At 42.5% G+C, this 16,671-nt stretch carries 14 protein-coding genes and 1 pseudogene; 9 read left to right on the top strand and 6 right to left on the bottom strand.

The annotated features are described in order from the left end of the window. From ACO1R6_RS15720 to ACO1R6_RS15730, 3 genes and pseudogenes are all read left to right on the top strand, one after another. Nucleotides 1-218: pseudogene (locus ACO1R6_RS15720) on the top strand (hypothetical protein); the annotation flags it as partial. A gap of 194 nt (nt 219-412) precedes the next feature. Further along, nucleotides 413-1,279, top strand: coding sequence for an endonuclease/exonuclease/phosphatase family protein (locus tag ACO1R6_RS15725; protein ID WP_486265907.1), 867 nt, complete (start codon nt 413-415; stop codon nt 1,277-1,279). Nucleotides 1,280-1,603: 324 nt separating this feature from the next. Beyond that, nucleotides 1,604-2,872, top strand: a complete 1,269-nt coding sequence (locus tag ACO1R6_RS15730; protein ID WP_486265908.1) for a zinc dependent phospholipase C family protein — start codon at nt 1,604-1,606, stop codon at nt 2,870-2,872. Nucleotides 2,873-3,066: 194 nt separating this feature from the next. On the opposite strand, the gene ACO1R6_RS15735 is transcribed toward ACO1R6_RS15730, so the two are convergent. Then, on the bottom strand, nt 3,067-3,765 hold the full coding sequence (locus ACO1R6_RS15735) for a hypothetical protein (RefSeq protein WP_486265909.1): 699 nt from the start codon (nt 3,763-3,765) through the stop codon (nt 3,067-3,069). A 393-nt stretch (nt 3,766-4,158) separates the two neighbouring features. On the opposite strand from ACO1R6_RS15735, the gene ACO1R6_RS15740 reads away from it, so the two are divergent. Then, complete coding sequence (locus ACO1R6_RS15740; RefSeq protein ID WP_486265911.1) at nt 4,159-4,623, top strand: OsmC family protein; 465 nt, start codon at nt 4,159-4,161, stop codon at nt 4,621-4,623. 95 nt (nt 4,624-4,718) lie between these two features. Here ACO1R6_RS15740 and ACO1R6_RS15745 read toward each other — a convergent pair whose 3' ends face one another. From ACO1R6_RS15745 to ACO1R6_RS15755, 3 genes are all read right to left on the bottom strand, one after another. After that, nucleotides 4,719-6,233: an HTTM domain-containing protein gene (locus ACO1R6_RS15745; RefSeq protein ID WP_486265912.1), complete on the bottom strand. Its 1,515-nt coding sequence runs from the start codon at nt 6,231-6,233 to the stop codon at nt 4,719-4,721. Nucleotides 6,234-6,355: 122 nt separating this feature from the next. Next, entirely contained in the window at nt 6,356-6,826 is a 471-nt protein-coding gene (locus ACO1R6_RS15750; RefSeq protein ID WP_486265913.1) for a hypothetical protein, read from the bottom strand. Nucleotides 6,827-7,599: 773 nt separating this feature from the next. Continuing rightward, complete coding sequence (locus tag ACO1R6_RS15755; protein WP_486265914.1) at nt 7,600-8,190, bottom strand: 3'-5' exonuclease; 591 nt, start codon at nt 8,188-8,190, stop codon at nt 7,600-7,602. A 174-nt stretch (nt 8,191-8,364) separates the two neighbouring features. Between ACO1R6_RS15755 and ACO1R6_RS15760 the strand changes: the two genes are divergently transcribed. From ACO1R6_RS15760 to carB, 3 genes are all read left to right on the top strand, one after another. Then, a complete protein-coding gene (locus ACO1R6_RS15760; RefSeq protein WP_486265915.1) occupies nt 8,365-8,766 on the top strand; it encodes a thiol-disulfide oxidoreductase DCC family protein in 402 nt (133 codons plus the stop codon). 181 nt (nt 8,767-8,947) lie between these two features. Continuing rightward, nucleotides 8,948-9,880: a DUF2167 domain-containing protein gene (locus tag ACO1R6_RS15765; protein ID WP_486265916.1), complete on the top strand. Its 933-nt coding sequence runs from the start codon at nt 8,948-8,950 to the stop codon at nt 9,878-9,880. 396 nt (nt 9,881-10,276) lie between these two features. After that, entirely contained in the window at nt 10,277-13,090 is a 2,814-nt protein-coding gene (gene carB, locus ACO1R6_RS15770; protein ID WP_486265917.1) for a carbamoyl-phosphate synthase large subunit, read from the top strand. A gap of 102 nt (nt 13,091-13,192) precedes the next feature. Here carB and ACO1R6_RS15775 read toward each other — a convergent pair whose 3' ends face one another. Continuing rightward, nucleotides 13,193-14,326: a tetratricopeptide repeat protein gene (locus ACO1R6_RS15775; protein ID WP_486265918.1), complete on the bottom strand. Its 1,134-nt coding sequence runs from the start codon at nt 14,324-14,326 to the stop codon at nt 13,193-13,195. A 213-nt stretch (nt 14,327-14,539) separates the two neighbouring features. Next, nucleotides 14,540-15,298 carry an energy transducer TonB gene (locus ACO1R6_RS15780; RefSeq protein ID WP_486265919.1) on the bottom strand — a complete coding sequence of 253 codons (759 nt, stop codon included), beginning with the start codon at nt 15,296-15,298 and terminating at the stop codon, nt 14,540-14,542. Between the two features lie 322 nt (nt 15,299-15,620). Here ACO1R6_RS15780 and ACO1R6_RS15785 point away from each other — a divergent pair, with 322 nt between their 5' ends. Continuing rightward, a complete protein-coding gene (locus ACO1R6_RS15785) occupies nt 15,621-16,370 on the top strand; it encodes an FkbM family methyltransferase (protein ID WP_486265920.1) in 750 nt (249 codons plus the stop codon). Next, complete coding sequence (locus tag ACO1R6_RS15790; protein WP_486265922.1) at nt 16,363-16,626, top strand: DUF4834 family protein; 264 nt, start codon at nt 16,363-16,365, stop codon at nt 16,624-16,626. The genes ACO1R6_RS15785 and ACO1R6_RS15790 overlap by 8 nt, the downstream gene beginning before the upstream one ends. Nucleotides 16,627-16,671 lie beyond the last annotated feature (45 nt).

Genomic DNA, 16,671 nt, shown 5'->3' on the forward strand with positions numbered 1-16,671 from the left:
CCCTGCGGCCGCTCGGTGTCGCCTACCGATCGCTCGCCGACCACGAGCCGGCGCAGGCGGACGAGTCGCTGGAGCGCGAGCTCGTGTACCTCGGCATGGTGGGCATCATCGACCCGGCCCGCGCCGAGGAACGTAACCGCGAAACGGCTAAAATTTACGATAAACTGGGTCTCGCCGACTACGAAGCCATTGAAGCTTTTGTGCGCTACAAATATTAAAAGCGTTTAAACTGTTTTATTGCCACTGTTGGCATCTGCTTAAACTTATATCCCTTCCCGGTCTTTCCGAAAGAAAGATCAGGAAAGGGAATAGTTTGAAAAGTATAAATAACGCCGGTAAGCGGCAAAAATGGTTGGTTTAATATACTTAAAACCACCTGATTATTCTAAATATTTGTAATAATTACTTTTGTATGATTATCCAATTCGCCTCCTTTTTTAAACAATATTTTACCAGTAGTGCTGCCAGGTTATTTACGGTAGTATGGGCTGCCATATTTTTGTTAAGCTGCTCGAATAAAATAAGTAACGGTGGTTCAGGAGATACTGCTAAAGCGGCAAATAAAACCCTGCGGGTAATGAGTTATAATATTCATCATTGTAACCCGCCCAGTAAAAGCGAAGCCGGCGATATTGATTTGGATGCTATTGTAAGAACTATTAAAAACGAATCTCCGGATTTGGTGGCTTTACAAGAAGTAGACGTAAAAACAACCCGGGCCGGCGGGGTAGACCAGGCCGCCGCTATTGCCCAGAAGCTAAACATGCAGGTGTTCTTCGGCAAAGCCATTGATCACCAAGGCGGCGATTACGGGGTAGCCATATTATCTAAATATCCGCTTAGCCAAACTACCGTTATTAAATTGCCTTCCGGGGCCGATGCAAAAAGCGAACCCCGTGTACTGGCAACCGGTAAACTAACCTTACCGGGCGGTAAAACTATCCGGTTTGGCAGCACGCATTTAGATGTGCGGAGTGCCCAAAACCGCGATGCGCAGGTACAAGCCATTATTGATTTAGCAGCCCAGGAAAACCTGCCTTTTATTGTAGCCGGCGATTTTAATGCTACCCCCACCAGCAGCGCTATTGCTTTAATGGATAAAAGCTTTACCCGCACTTGCCAAACCTGCGAGCCCACTATTCCGGTGGATAAGCCCAACCGTACCATCGATTTTATTTATTTTTCTAATAATTCACCATTTAAAGTATTATCTAACCGGGTAATACCAGAACGTTATGCTTCCGACCACTTACCGGTAATAGCAGAACTGAGTTATTAAATAATCATCTATATTTTATCTTTCGGGTTAGCGATTAGCTTTAGTGGTGGGTTTAAAATAAAAATCAACCACACTTTAAAGCCAATCGCTAACCTTATTTTTTACAGTATCATCTCTGCGATACCCTTAACGGCTACCTTTCTGGTAATCGTACTTATGACCTCGGAAAAATAGCTGGTTTACCGTTTAGATATATTTAATGGCTGATGGCCTTTTTTGCTAAATTTATTTAACGTATATATCTATAATTCTATATTTTACGTATAAAACGCATAATGCTTTGTTGCCTACGTATAAGTAAGTAGGCAAAAGCTATTTTCTTTTATGCGGAAACCTACCCGGAAAATTTTACTTTATTTATGTCTGTTGTTGGCACTTGTGTTGTTTAAACCTGCCCCAGCCAGGGCTTATAGTGTGTTAACGCACCAGGCTATTATTGATGTTTCCTGGGACGATTATTTAGTGCCATTGCTCAAAAAAAGGTTTCCGGCGGCTACCCCCGACGAATTAAAAAAAGCCCATGCGCAAGCTTATGGTGGGGCCATTATACAAGATATGGGCTATTACCCGTTTGGGAGTAAGTTTTTTACCGATGTAGTACATTACGTACGCACCGGCGATTTTATTCTAAATTTATTAGCCGAATCGGAGAACCTGGAAGAATATGCATTTGCTTTGGGTGCGCTGGCCCATTATTACGCCGATAATTACGGCCACGCCATGGCTACGAACAAAGCGGTGCCCTTGGTTTACCCCAAACTCAAAAAAGAATTTGGCAATGTAATTACCTATGAGCAAGACCCGCTGGCGCACGTAAAAATGGAACTTGGGTTTGATGTGCTGCAAGTTGCCCGCGGCAATTATGCCCCTGAAGCTTACCACGATTTTATTGGCTTTGCCGTGAGCAAGGAGGTACTGGAGCGGGCTTTTAAGAAAACCTACGGGCTGGAATTAAAAGAGCAGTTTGTGAGCCTGGAGTTGGCCATTGGTAGCTATCGGCGTACGGTAAGTACCATTTTCCCTACCCTTACCCGGGCCGCCTGGCGCATGAAAAAAAGCCAGATACAAGAAGCACAGCCTGGTATTACCCGCCGCAAATTTCAGTATCGTTTAAGCAAGGCGAGCTACCAGCAAGCTTGGGGAAATACTTACAAAGAACCCAACCTATGGGAAAAATTTTTAAGCTGGCTGTTACGCATATTACCTAAAATTGGGCCGCAACGGCCGCTCACGTTTAAACCGCCTACGCCCGCCGCCGAAAAATTATTTATGGAGAGCTTTACCACCACCGTAGATAAGTATAACCTCGGGCTTAAATCTATAAATACCAGTAATTTAAATTTGCCCAATACCGATTTTGACACGGGCTCTCGCATACAACCCGGCACCTACCACAAAGCCGATAAAGCTTACGCTGAATTACTGCAAAAATTAGCTAAAAACGAATTTAAAGACTTAACGCCGTCGTTAAAACAACATATTATTAAATTTTACGACCCAACCGAACATGATAAAAAGGCCGTAGAGGATGAGAAAGAAAAACAGGAAATTGCCAAAGCCTTGGCTGAGTTAAAAGCTACACCGGTTAATTAAATGTAAGTTTAATTCAGGTAATTGGCTAGGTTTAAGCTGTAACCCCGAAAGGGTTGAGAGATAAAATTGGGGATTGCAACAGGCCGGACTGCTAAATTCCGGCCTGTTATTTTAAAATTAAGGTAAGGTGTGAAATTAAGCATAGCTGCCAGAACTAAATAAATAGAAAACTTTCATCGGAAAGTAAATCCTTATTAAAGTTGTCCTTGTTTCCGGAGCATCTGAATTTCTTGTTTTAAATCTTCTACCCGGTTCATTTCGGTTTGTAGCTCCCTTTTAATTTTAAGTTCTTTATCGCGGGCAATTTGTTTATGGTTTTTAAATTCCTGTTCTATGTCGCTAAATGCTTTTATTTTTTCATCGGTAACATATTTGCTGTTTTTGTAGAGATAAAATAAAACACCCAATACCACCAATAATATTAAAATAATGCCCCAACTCAAAATCACGAAAGTGGTTTTGTTCATGTCCAGGCCCATAAACGAAATATTGGCTACATTATGTGCACTTTTTTGTACTTCCAGTTCTTTCTGAGCATTTTCCTGTTGTAAAGTTTTTAATTGGGCTGCTTGTTCCTGTAGGCTCTTTTTGGCTTGCAGCAATTCTTGCTCTATTCCCTTGCGGGCTTGTTTTACTTTTAATTCACGGGCCCGTAGGGTATCTTCCACATTTCGCCACAGCGCATCCAGGTTTCTTAGTTTTACTACCTTATAATCCTGGTTAAATTCGGTGTGGGTAGATGACATGAATTTAAGCGAATTATATTGTTGTTGTAAGGTTCTGGTTTTGGGGTCGGGCTTGGCGCCGGTAGCAGCAGACTTGTTGGTTACCTGGGCATTAGCTACTGTAAATAAAAATAAAATAATAAAAGAAAAAAGAGAGATTGTCTTCATAAAAAGGGGCTAAGGTTAGACAATTTAACTACGATAAGTATAAAAGTAATGAATTTTTCAGTAGAGCAAAAGGAGAAATTCTTTCGGTACCCATATCCCTGGCTGTTTACGTAAAATACTTACTGGCTGGGAGCGGTGCTCGGGATTGGTTTAAAGAATACCATTTTCAGAAAAAAATAATGGCTTATAAAAAAATAAATATTGATTTTCAGTTACATATAAAGTAGCCCCGGATATAGTAATAATTATATACTGACCCCGCATTTAGTGGGTATAGCCAGGTAAAATCCGGCGCCGTGGGCTTTGCCCCCCCAAATAATATTTCTTTAGGCAAAGTGCAGGTCACTACCGGGCAAACCCATTACAGATTGAGCGGAGGATATAGCAAAATTAATGAAGCAAGATTTAGTAAAACAAAAGAATAAAGAAATGAGCGGAGTAGTGGTAAGTGCCCAAAGTAGTGCCGGTATGGTAGCCCAGATTGAGACTGAAGGGCAAAGCTTTGTGGTTGATGAATCGGGATTGCCGGCTGGAGTTAAAGCCGGTCCCGACCCATACGATTATATCTTAAGTGCTTTGGGCGCTTGCACGGTTATAACCCTGCAAATGTATGCGCAACGCAAAGGCTGGCCCTTAGAGCGAGCCGAAGTAAAGCTTACGCATGAACGCAGCCATACCAGCGATTGTGCTAACTGTGATAAACAAGATACAAAGCTAAGCCAGGTAACCAAAAGGTTATATTTACACGGTAATTTAAGTCCGGAGCAGCGCAAACGCCTGGAAGATATTTCGGCGCGTTGCCCGGTTCAGAAAACCTTGGAGGCCGGCTTACGGGTAAAAACCATTCTGGAGCCTTAACCTAAAGGGGTATTAATACGCAGCAATATTTTCCTCTGGATAATAATCAAAGAGGAAAGTATCTGTTTAAATAAATTAACAAATTGATATTTAGTTTATTCGTTCTGTAGGGAGCAGGCGCATAATACTTCGCGTTTAATGGGTTCTACCTGGTAGTTGGGCAAGGTAACCTCCTTCATGTAAATTACTTCTAAATCAATAATTTGTTTTTGAGGATGTTCTTCGTTCCAACGGCGAAGCATAAAATTGCAGTAGTAAGGACGCATATATTCGTTGTAAACAAATAAATAATTTTCGGAGTATTTGCGCCAGCGGTCGTTTTTAAATAAAGCCATTACCGAAGCGGGTTTGGCCGTAGTTACCCTATTACCGCTGCGGTTTAAATCTATGTGCTGGTTATTTTGGGTAACACCTTCCAGAATATACCAGCCATCGTCTTTAAATACGGCGGGCGCAAACATGCCCCAGTACTGGTCTAGGCGAAGCAAAGTGCCTACCCACCTATTCCCCTCCGACATTATTCTGCCTTTAAAAACCGTTACGTCCAGGTTCCACCAGATGCCATACAGCAAAAAAAATATTACTACGGTTTCCCGGATTTGGCGGCGCCGCGGTTTCGTTAACCAGGTTGGCGGCGTAAACTTTATTTGCATACTTACCGGGAAAAGATTGCGGGTACTTAACGGCGCTTCTTTTAACCGCTGTTTTATCCGGTAAAATAAAGGTGTTACTTTACTATCGAACCAGTTCATGGCTCCGGGCGGCAACATGCCTAATATCGAAGCAAAATTTATTAAGTAAAACAAACCCACAAACAAGGTTAAGCTAATGCCCACGTGAAAAGAGGCAATTATACCAATAAATAATAGCCGGAAGAAAGAAGTAAATACCGGTATAAATAATATGAGGGGCAAGAATAACTCGGCAAAAAAGGTAAAGTGGGTCAGGTACTTGAGTAAAAGCGGGTAAGGATAGATTAACTTGCCTCCCGGCATTAATACCTGGTCGAGGCTAAGGGCGTAGTACAGGGCAGTGCCTTCGGAGCGCCATTCGGGGCTGGTTTTTATTAAGGCTGTAAAAACATAGACAAAGCAAACCTGTAAAATATAGGCCGCAGTGGCGGCACTAAAATAGGGAGTTGGGGTATCGATAGCTTCTTTTTTAGCTGCTGCATCTATAGAATAATAGCGGCCCCAGGGCAAAAACATGGCCCAAAATAAAAGTAACCGCAGCAAATCGTCGCCGCCTTGCGATATAAGTGTATTGCGGTTTTGCAACGATACCAACAGCAGCCAGGAGATAACAGTAGCCGTACGGGTATGGTAGCCAACCAAGAGGCAAAGGGCCGCCATAGCGGCAAATAAAAATAGTAAAGCCTGTACTTGCCACAAGCCACTTAAGGTATGAAAAGAAAAATAATAAGGGTCCCACACGTGCTGAAACATGACGTGGAGCGGCAAAACCCCCATGTTAGAATAATGGGCTTCCAGGTCGGTGGCCCGGATGGCTAAATCAGTTAAAATAATAATGGCTACCCCAATGCGCATAAAAGCCAGGGCGCGCAAATCTACCGTAAAAATTTTTTTGAAGTAAAGTAACAGGTACGCCATAAATTAACTTGGTACCACCCCGTAAAACATAGTAAGTCTAACCGTAAGAAAAGTAAAAAGGCAAATATCTGAATCAGAAATTTGCCTTTTTATTAAAAATTAATATTTAAAATAACATGTAACTACCTGCCAGTAGTAGTACCAGCGGTTGTGCTGGAAGTAGTGCCGCCAGAGGTAGTGCCACTGGTAGTACCGGTTGTGGTACCACTGGTAGTACCAGAAGTAGTACCGGTTGTAGTACCGGTAGTAGTACCGCCAGAGGTAGTTCCAGTAGTTGTACCCGTGGTAGTGCCGGTAGTAGTTGTGCCGGTAGTAGTTGTGCCGGAAGTGGTACCAGCGGTAGTGCCAGTGGTTGTACCGCCACTAGTAGTACCGGTGGTTGTGCCAGTAGTAGTACCGCCCGAGGTAGTTCCGGTAGTTGTACCCGTGGTTGTGCCGGTTGTGCCTGAAGTAGTACCAGATGTGGTGCCGTAAGTGTCGGTACCAGAGGTAGTGCCATCAGTAGTGTCGGCTCCGGTATTGGTAGAAGAGCAGGCAAAAAGCACAGAGCCCATCATGCAGGCAGAAGCGATTATCAGATTCCTTTTTTTCATAGTTGGTTGATTTCTTATTTAAAATTGTAACCTTTTTGGTAATTAGTTCCTTAATACGGATACTGGGATTTATAAGGTTATATAATTTTACCATTTTTATAATTATTTCTTATTTTAGGTATAATTTCGTTCAAAAGTAGTCCGTATTTTTACTCGAAAAGTTTACATTCTATTAATAATAAGTTTGGCTTACCCTAGCTGCCATTGCTTTATTATTTAAAACAAAAAGGCTGTAGATTACATCTATTTACATTATTTTAAAAGAATGTAAATAATAAAATACTACCGTTCTTTCGCTTGGAGTGTATTGCTTTTGGCTTATTAGCACTGCGCTGCTTCCGGAAAGGGAGGGTCCAGATATTTTTTTGTTTCGTTTAAAAAAACGCAATAATTGCTGGTGCGCGAGCAAAGAAACATTTATAATGTGTTTAACGCCCACCCAAAGAAAGAAATGCAGCAGGCTTTGGTAACCATGACTTTTGGTGCCAGCGCAATTGGTTTGGGACCAGATTAGCCATTAATTATGTAGCAACTTATATTATATAAATCTGCCGAAGTATGCTGTAACATTCTACAAAGATGGCTTATAAACAGAATTTGCTGTTAGGTGTAATATGGCGCAAAATTAATGTTCGGCCTTACCGCGTTATCCAGGACGACAGGACCGTGAAGTATTTGTAATATAAAGGAGAATTTACGTCTCTTAGTAGTATAGTATTATGTTAAAGCGCTTTACACCAGCCAGCGCAGCTTATATAGTTAGGGATTTGGGCTTATAGCAGCATAGTTCGAAGAATTTTTGCAATATTTTTTGCATCATCTATGCCTCTATGATGGGTGCCCTCCAGAGGTATTCCTAATAATTTTAAAGCGCCATCCATACCCACTTCATGCTTTAGTTTATGCTTTAAGGCAAATATTGTTTTTACATTAATATGTGATGGACTAAACGGATAGCCTAAATCCAATTCAGCACATTGCCGCCTAAACTGGTTTAGATCATACGCCCCAAAACTTGCCCAGGCGCGGCTGGTAGTACTATATTCTTTCTTTAAAACCTGCAATGCCTCTTTAAAATAAATGCCATTATTATCGAGCATTTCTTGTGTAATGGTGGTTAGTTCGGTACAGAACGGGCTTACTGTAGAGCGTTCGGGTTTAACCAATATGCCGCGGTTACCTGTAATCTCGCCGGTTTCAACATCTAGTAAACAAATACCAATTTCTATAATTTCATTTACCATTCCTGCTGGCAGTTTTCCTTCCCAGCAAGTTGCTTCAATATCAATAATTACAATTTTATCTAACAGTTTCGCCATTTTTGATATTATTAAGTTCTTACATTGTGCCGAGTTTTTTAACATGCTTGCTCACACCAAAGCAGAATTGCTTCTAACCACTTGCCGACGGTTTAAAAACAGGCGTAAAAACCGCTGCCAGTAAACTACGTTAAATAGGTAAAAGGCAATTACTAGGCTACAGCTTGTTTTTTGCCAGCAATATTTATTACCCCAACTAATTACTTTTAGTTTATTTCCATGAAAAACCAACCAGCCATAATTTTATTTGATGGCGTGTGTAATTTATGCAACGGCTTTGTGCAATTTGTAATTAACCACGATCCGGACCAACAGTTTCGGTTTGCTTCTTTACAATCCGAAACGGCCCAGGCATTGTTAAAAGACTTGCCGCCGCTGCAACGGGGCATAGATTCAATTGTGCTTATCCAGAACAATCGGTATTATCAGCAATCGGCGGCGGCCTTGCATATTCTGCGGAAATTAACCGGGCCTTGGCCACTACTTTACGGCGCTATCATTTTACCGGCTTTTCTCCGCGATGCGGTATACAAATTTATTGCCCGTAACCGCTACCGTTGGTTTGGCCGGCAGGAAAGTTGTATGCTGCCCACGCCTGAGCTAAAAACCCGTTTTCTTTAATGTTTAAGCCGATAGGAGGTGCCGACGTACACCTGCCTGAATAAAAATATAGTTAAAACAAATGCAGTATAAACGATTATTGGCTGTAATATTAAAAATATAAAATATCTTATAAGTTGCTTTTGGATTAAGTTTATAAATATTACCTTTATCTAATATTTATAAACTTAACCTAAGCTGCATGCAAAAACATCTACCTGTATTTTTAATCGTTTTATTATTTTTACCGCTCCGGTTACTCGCCGATAAGCCGCTTACGCCCCAAGATTCGGTGCGGCAAATGCAGGAACGCATCGAGAAATCGTTTACCTACCAAACTGGTAAAGTAACCTTGGGCCAAGATTTAGCTACTTTGCAGGTACCGGCTGGTTACCGTTATCTTAGTGCCCAGCAAAGTCAGTATGTGCTTACCCAGTTGTGGGGCAACCCGCCCGATTCTACCACGCTGGGTTTGCTGTTTCCCGCTGATTTAGGTCCTTTCGACGAAAAAACGTATGCCATAGACATAAGTTATTCCGAAGACGGCTACATTGAAGACGATGATGCCAAAGACCTGAAATACGACGAGTTGCTCACCGAAATGCAGCAGGATGCCCGCGATGGTAATCCTGCCCGGGCCCAGGAAGGTTACCCAACCGTAGAATTGGTGGGCTGGGCCAGCGCCCCGTATTACGACGAGAAAACCCATAAATTGCATTGGGCCAAAGAACTAAAGTTTGCCGATAGCGAAAAAAATACCCTGAACTACAACATCCGGATATTGGGCCGCAAAGGCTACTTAATGCTAAATGTAATTGGCGATATCGATATTTTACCAACCGTTAAAAAAGATATTCCGCAGGTGCTGGCGGCCGTAGACTTTACCGACGGCAACCGCTACAGCGATTTTAACCCTGGTGTAGATAAAGTAGCCGCCTACGGCGTAGGTGGTTTAATTGCCGGTAAGGTTTTGGCCAAAGTAGGCTTTTTTGCCTTGTTGTTAAAATTCTGGAAAATTATTGCCGGCGTTTTAATGGCGGCTTTTTACTACCTCAAAAAGATATTAGGCGGTAAGCGAAAAGACAATGAACAGGCCGCTCCGTTAAACGAACCAGAGCAAATTACTACGGTATAAATTTTAATTGTTACTCAAACAAAGCGGCCTGTTTCTAAAGCAGGCCGCTTCGTTTTTGGGTTATTTTAAAGTAAACTTTTATTACTCCTGTTTGCTGGCAAGCGCTAAAACTACCATTCAAGTATTTTTGCCGTTACTTAATCAGTACGTTTTCCTATTGCCGCATTTCTACCGGGTACGGGCTAAATCCAATCAACTTAAGAAGAGCCAATCTTAAAATATTATTTGGCTAGCATAAAAATATTGCTCCTTTTTGTTTCTCTGTCTTTGCTCGTAAAGTATTTATAATTAAGGATATAAGACTGTTTAATTCTATTATTTTTCAAAAGTTTTAACTTTGGGTTACTAACTTTTAACTTTTTGCCTACCTTTGCGCAATTTATTCATACAGCTAGCATGCCCAGAGACAACAGTATAAAATCCGTTTTAATTATTGGTAGTGGCCCCATTATTATTGGTCAGGCCGCCGAATTTGATTACTCCGGCACCCAAGCCGCCCGCTCTCTGCGGGAAGAGGGAATAGAAGTTACCCTCATCAATTCCAATCCGGCTACTATCATGACCGACAGTGTTACCGCTGATAACGTGTACCTGAAGCCCCTGGAAAAGAAATACATCATCGAGATTTTAGAAAAGCATAAAATTGATGCGGTATTGCCAACCATGGGTGGCCAAACGGCCCTGAACCTGGCAATTGAATGCGATAAAGCTGGCATCTGGAAAAAATACGGGGTGCGCATCATCGGGGTAGATATTAAAGCCATCGAAACCACCGAAGACCGGGAGAAATTCCGGTTGAAGATGCTGGAACTGGGTGTAAACGTGTGTAAAGGCTACACCGCTACCTCGTTTTTAGAAGGAAAAGAAATTGCCCAGGAAATTGGCTTCCCGCTGGTTATTCGGCCTTCGTTTACCTTAGGTGGTACCGGCGGCGGCTTTGTAAACGACCCGGCTGATTTTGATAAAGCCTTAACCCGCGGCCTGCACGCTTCGCCTACCCACGAAGTGCTGGTAGAGCAAAGCATTATGGGTTGGAAAGAATACGAACTGGAATTACTCCGCGACAACAACCAGAATATTATTATTATCTGCTCCATCGAGAACTTCGACCCGATGGGCATCCATACCGGCGACTCGATTACGGTGGCCCCGGCCATGACCTTACCCGACACCATTTATCAGCGGATGCGCGATTTAGCCATTAAAATGATGAACGGTATTGGTCAGTTTGCCGGCGGCTGTAACGTGCAGTTTTCGGTAAACCCCGAGACCGACGATATCATTGCCATTGAAATTAACCCGCGGGTAAGCCGCTCTTCGGCGCTGGCTTCTAAAGCTACTGGTTACCCCATTGCCAAAATTGCCGCTAAACTGGCCATTGGCTATAACCTCGATGAACTGAAAAACGCTATTACCAAAACCACTTCGGCGTTTTTTGAGCCGGCTTTGGACTACGTAATTGTAAAAATACCCCGCTGGAACTTCGATAAATTTAAAGGCGCCGATAAAAAATTAGGCTTGCAGATGAAATCGGTGGGTGAGGTAATGGGCATTGGCCGTACTTTCCAGGAAGCGCTGCAGAAAGCTTGTCAGAGTCTGGAAATTAAACGCAACGGTATTGGCGCCGACGGCAAAGAAATGACCAACTACGACCTGCTCATCGATAGCCTGACCAATGCTAGCTGGAACCGTTTGTTTAGCGTGAAAGATGCCATGCGGTTTGGTATTCCTACTTCTACCATTCAGAAAATAACTAAAATAGACCCGTGGTTCCTGCACCAGATAGAGGAACTGAACGATACCGAGAAAACCCTGCGTCGTTACTCCCTAGAAACCGTTCCGGTAGAACTGATGCGCCGCGCCAAACAGCAAGGCTACGCCGACCGCCAGATTGCCTATTTATTTGGTTGCAAAGAAAGCGAAGTGCATAAAAAGCGTACCGAAATGGGTATTCATCGCGTGTTTAAATTAGTAGATACCTGCGCCGCCGAATTCGAAGCCAAAACACCTTATTATTATTCTACTTTTGAAGGCGAGAACGAATCTGCTGTTTCGGACCGCAAAAAGGTAGTAGTGCTGGGCTCCGGTCCGAACCGCATCGGGCAGGGAATTGAGTTCGATTATAGCTGCGTACACGGCGTGTTAGCCGCCCGCGAGTGCGGTTACGAAACCATCATGATTAACTGTAACCCCGAAACGGTTTCTACAGACTTTGATATTTCGGACAAACTGTATTTTGAGCCGGTATTCTGGGAGCATATTTACGATATTATTCTGCACGAAAAACCGGAAGGCGTAATTGTACAGTTAGGTGGCCAAACGGCCCTTAAACTGGCTGAGAAATTAGAACGCTACGGTATTAAAATATTAGGTACCAGTTTTGAAGCTTTGGATTTAGCTGAAGACCGCGGTGCTTTCTCCAGCTTGTTGCGCGATAATAACATTCCGTACCCACCATTTGCCTCGGTTACCAGCGCCGAAGAAGCTTTAGAAGTTTGCAAAGACCTGAAGTTCCCGCTGTTGGTGCGCCCTAGCTACGTATTGGGTGGCCAGAGCATGAAAATCGTAATCAACGAAAAAGAACTCGAAGCCCAGGTAGTAGATATTGTAAAAGATAACCCCGGTAATAAAGTACTCCTAGATCACTTCTTAGACCACGCCATTGAAGCCGAAGCCGATGCCATTTGCGACGGCGAAGACGTTTACATCATTGGTATAATGGAGCACATTGAGCCGGCTGGTATCCACTCCGGCGACTCCTACGCCGTGCTGCCGCCCTTCGATTTAAGCGCAGACGTCATCCGGCAAATTGAGCAACATACCAAAACCATTGCCTTGGCTTTAAGAACGGTAGGTTTAATTAATATTCAGTTTGCCATAAAAGACGGTTTGGTTTACATTATAGAGGCTAACCCGCGGGCCAGCCGCACCGTGCCGTTTATTGCCAAAGCTTACCAGGAACCGTATGTAAACTACGCCACCAAGGTAATGCTGGGCGAGAAAAAGCTGAAAGATTTCAACTTTAACCCGGTTAAAAAAGGCTATGCCATTAAAGTGCCGGTATTCTCGCATCATAAATTCCCGGAAGTAAACAAAGAGCTCGGTCCGGAAATGAAATCTACCGGCGAGGCCATTTATTTTATCGACGACCTGGAAGATGAATATTTTACCAAAGTTTACGCTGAACGGAATTTGTATCTGAGTGTATAATAAATAAAAAAGGCTCCTTAAGCAGGAGCCTTTTTTATTTACCTGGTATTTATCCCGAAATTATTTATTAAAACAAGTCTTTTAATCATTTTAATAAAAAGCTTATTTACAAACCTGGGCTATAAATTTGGCAGCGTGCGGCGAACCTAATTGTTTGGCCATTTGATAATCCTGGCAGCCGGCAGTTCTGTTTTTAAGCGCAACCCGCGCGTAGCCCCGGCCAAAATAAGCCTGCGCACTTTTGGGGTTTAAACCTATGGCAAACGTAAAGTCTTTTTCGGCTTCGTCGAAATTGCCTGTTTTTATTTTTAATTCGCCGCGTTCGTTGTAAAAGCTGGCATCTTTGCCTTTTAAGCTAATGGCTTTATCCCAATCGGCAATGGCGGCTTTTAAATTGCCTAATTCTTTTTGTACCATGGCCCGGTTAACGTAGCCTGCGGGTGCTTTGGGTAAAAAGGAGATAAAAGCGGTAAAATCTTTTAAACTGCCGTTGTAATCTTTTTGCTCAAATTTTAAAGTGCCGGCATTAAAGAACGCTTCCGCAATATTGGGGTTTAGTTGGGTGGCTTTCATGTAATGGGTAATGGCGGCTTCGGTGTTACCGGCCTGGTCGTAGGCCAAACCGGCTTTATACTGAGCATCGGCTAATTTAGGATCCAGGTTTATAGCTTCTTTAAATGCTTTAATGGCGTTTTGGTTATCTTTTAAAGCCAATAAACAATCTCCTTTTTCTAAATAAGCCTGAGCCGTTGGTTTTAAGGCTATTGCCTGGTCTAAGTCGGCCAGGGCTTTGCTATACGCTTTTGTTAACATCAGGCCCATTGCGCGGGCCACGTACAGGTCGGCCTCTTTGGGAGCTAACCTAATGGCCTCGGTAAAATCGGCTTGGGCTTCGGCATACTTTTTTTGCCGGAGTTTGGTAATTGCCCGGTTCCGGTAACCTTGTGGGTTAGAGCCCTCTAGTTCTATGGCCCGGTTAAAATCGGCGAGTGCGCCCTGGTAATTTTTTAATTCTAATTTAGCGATACCCCGGTTGTTAAAGGCTTGGGCTAGTAATGGATCATGGGCCAGGTATACATCGTAAGCCGCAATAGCTTCTTTGTAGCGTTTGGCTTTTAATAAATCATTGCCTTTGGTATAGCTGTAACCCGGCGCATTGGTATCCTGGGCCCAAACGGCCTTTACCGAAATACTTATGATTGAAAGAAATAACAGGAATTTAACTTTCAGGGGCATATTTTTTCATGATTTCATTGACAAATCAATGTAAAAATAAATTATCAGAATAAATAAATAATTTAATATTAAAAAGTAAGGAAAATGCTTGAGGTTGAGCGATTTGGCTAATATTTAAATTTTAGCTTTAGTTGAGAAAAGAGAGGCACAAATTTTATTTAAAGCTTGATTCCGGTATGCCATTCTTAAAAAACGCGGCTTATCTTAAAGCCCTTATTTATTCCCTTTCTTTTTAAATAATGGGGCCGGAGGTGAAAATCTCATGGGTATCGTGTACCTGAAACTTACTGCTCGGTTATTTAGGAAAGCAGGTGTAAATTCAGGAAATATAGTTACCAGGCGTTTTGCTTCTTCATCTAGATCGGAACGAATACCCTGCTTTACTTCTACATTGCTCACTTTTCCGGTTTTATCAACTACAAATTGCAAAATCACTAAACCGCCTACTTTGTCTTTTAAAGCAGTAGCCGGATAAACAAAGTGTTTGGCAATAAATAATTGCAGGCTGGCCTCCCCGCCAGGAAACCCGGGTTGTCTTTCTACAATTTCTATATCATCTTGGTTGGTTGTATTCCTCGCTTCTTCCGTTGGTGTTTGAACCACAGAATGAGTTATATGCTTATAAACGATCCCTTCTATGCGGAAGCAAGTGCTCCAGGTGTCGGGTAAGCTGATTTTTGTAATGTATAGAATGTTTCCGCCTGCTTGTTGTGCCTGTGCCTTCCCTAAATTCAGGATTTCCAGTAAACCACAATTAATAGAAAGGCCGTTATCGGTAATTTTGATTTTGCCTATCTGCTCTGCGCCTGTTGGTACGGTTTCTCCCGTATACATAATTTCTACCTTATCAGCTACCACAGGCAAAGGCATCATATTTTTAGCATCTGATTGAACTTGAACTTTAGGTGAACACGAAATAGCTAAAAACAAAAGAAGGGAAAAGAAGACAAGGATTGATCTGATGGATTTCAAAATTTTAAAGCAATAGGAGGTATAAAGAGCCTGTAAATATATAAATAAATAGATGTTTTACAGATAGTGACTGTTTTAATATTTTAAATCAGGCTGATTCTTTTTAGAGTAGATTACGCGCTGTATTTTAACAATTTATAGAATATTATCTCTTATGTTATGCGTAAAGTTAATGCAGTGCTCTCCGCACAACTGTACAGAGAGAGAATATTGTTGGCTATCATATTTCTTTACAAACAGACGAGAGCTGCGGGCAAGCTGGTTTATTTAAATATTATTACCTTTGCGCCGTTATTAAAAACATACCAGCTAACAACGGCCTTTGAAAGAACTGCGCAAATTTTTGGTAAAAACCCTGGGGTTTAAAAACTACATCCGGTTCGTGAGCCGGGTTTACCTGCTGATGGTGCGGGCCGGCCTGATGCAGAAGAAATATCCCGAAATATTCTTTCTTAAAAAAATAATTCAGCCGGGTTTTACCTGCATCGATATCGGGGCTAACCTGGGCTATTATTCTACTATTTTATCGCGCTTAGTTGGGCCCGCCGGTAAAGTGCTGGCCGTAGAACCGGTGCCCATGTTTCAGGAAATCTGGCGGCAGAATGTAAAACTGAGTGGTGTTGCTAACTTAACTATGTGGCCTTATGCACTAGGTGGCGAAAATACCCGCATTAAAATGGGTACACCCGAACGCGACGGTTTGCTGCACCACGGCATGACCAAAATAATGAGTTCGGCCAAAGATTCTTACGCCCGCACCTACGACGTAGAAATGAAAATTCCGGACGAATTATTTATTAACCTGAACCGCCTTGATTTTGTTAAATGCGATGTAGAAGGGTATGAGTTTGAAGTGTTCCGGCACATGCAGGAGACCCTGCGTAAGTTTAAACCCGTTATCCAAACCGAGCTGAATGGCACCCAAAACCGGCAAGAAGTAGCGGCTTTACTAACCGGTATTGGGTATAATGCTTATATTTTATCCCCAAATCAAACGTTATTGCCCTGTAATGGTGTTGAACTTATGTCGCACCAAGGCGATTTTTATTTTAAATTTTTGACTGATGACTAAATTTCTGATAATATTATTTCTGAGCTTTTTATTTATGCGTTTTGTAATGCCCTATATTTTAAAATGGGCGCTCAAAGCATTTGTGAAAAGAACTATTCGTAACGGCACTTTTGTAAATATGCAAGATGCCAATGCTTACCGGCGGCCAGCAGAGCCCCAGCCGGAGGGCAAAGTTAAGGTAGATTACATTCCGGAGCAGCCCAAGCCCAAAGACTTCCGCGGGGGCGAGTACGTAGATTATGAAGAAGTAAAATAATTGCCTAACTTTCCCGTCTAACCAACAGATAAGTTCCTGTTTTAA

It is taken from the genome of Adhaeribacter sp., assembly GCF_057359045.1.

What these genes read in the sequence shown, in the direction of transcription:
- ACO1R6_RS15725 (WP_486265907.1), top strand. Translation starts at nt 413, where the DNA reads ATGATTATCCAATTCGCCTCCTTTTTTAAACAATATTTTACCAGTAGT.
- ACO1R6_RS15730 (WP_486265908.1), top strand. Translation starts at nt 1,604, where the DNA reads ATGCGGAAACCTACCCGGAAAATTTTACTTTATTTATGTCTGTTGTTG.
- ACO1R6_RS15735 (WP_486265909.1), bottom strand. Translation starts at nt 3,765, where the DNA reads ATGAAGACAATCTCTCTTTTTTCTTTTATTATTTTATTTTTATTTACA.
- ACO1R6_RS15740 (WP_486265911.1), top strand. Translation starts at nt 4,159, where the DNA reads ATGAAGCAAGATTTAGTAAAACAAAAGAATAAAGAAATGAGCGGAGTA.
- ACO1R6_RS15745 (WP_486265912.1), bottom strand. Translation starts at nt 6,233, where the DNA reads ATGGCGTACCTGTTACTTTACTTCAAAAAAATTTTTACGGTAGATTTG.
- ACO1R6_RS15750 (WP_486265913.1), bottom strand. Translation starts at nt 6,826, where the DNA reads ATGAAAAAAAGGAATCTGATAATCGCTTCTGCCTGCATGATGGGCTCT.
- ACO1R6_RS15755 (WP_486265914.1), bottom strand. Translation starts at nt 8,190, where the DNA reads ATGTTAAAAAACTCGGCACAATGTAAGAACTTAATAATATCAAAAATG.
- ACO1R6_RS15760 (WP_486265915.1), top strand. Translation starts at nt 8,365, where the DNA reads ATGAAAAACCAACCAGCCATAATTTTATTTGATGGCGTGTGTAATTTA.
- ACO1R6_RS15765 (WP_486265916.1), top strand. Translation starts at nt 8,948, where the DNA reads ATGCAAAAACATCTACCTGTATTTTTAATCGTTTTATTATTTTTACCG.
- carB (WP_486265917.1), top strand. Translation starts at nt 10,277, where the DNA reads ATGCCCAGAGACAACAGTATAAAATCCGTTTTAATTATTGGTAGTGGC.
- ACO1R6_RS15775 (WP_486265918.1), bottom strand. Translation starts at nt 14,326, where the DNA reads ATGCCCCTGAAAGTTAAATTCCTGTTATTTCTTTCAATCATAAGTATT.
- ACO1R6_RS15790 (WP_486265922.1), top strand. Translation starts at nt 16,363, where the DNA reads ATGACTAAATTTCTGATAATATTATTTCTGAGCTTTTTATTTATGCGT.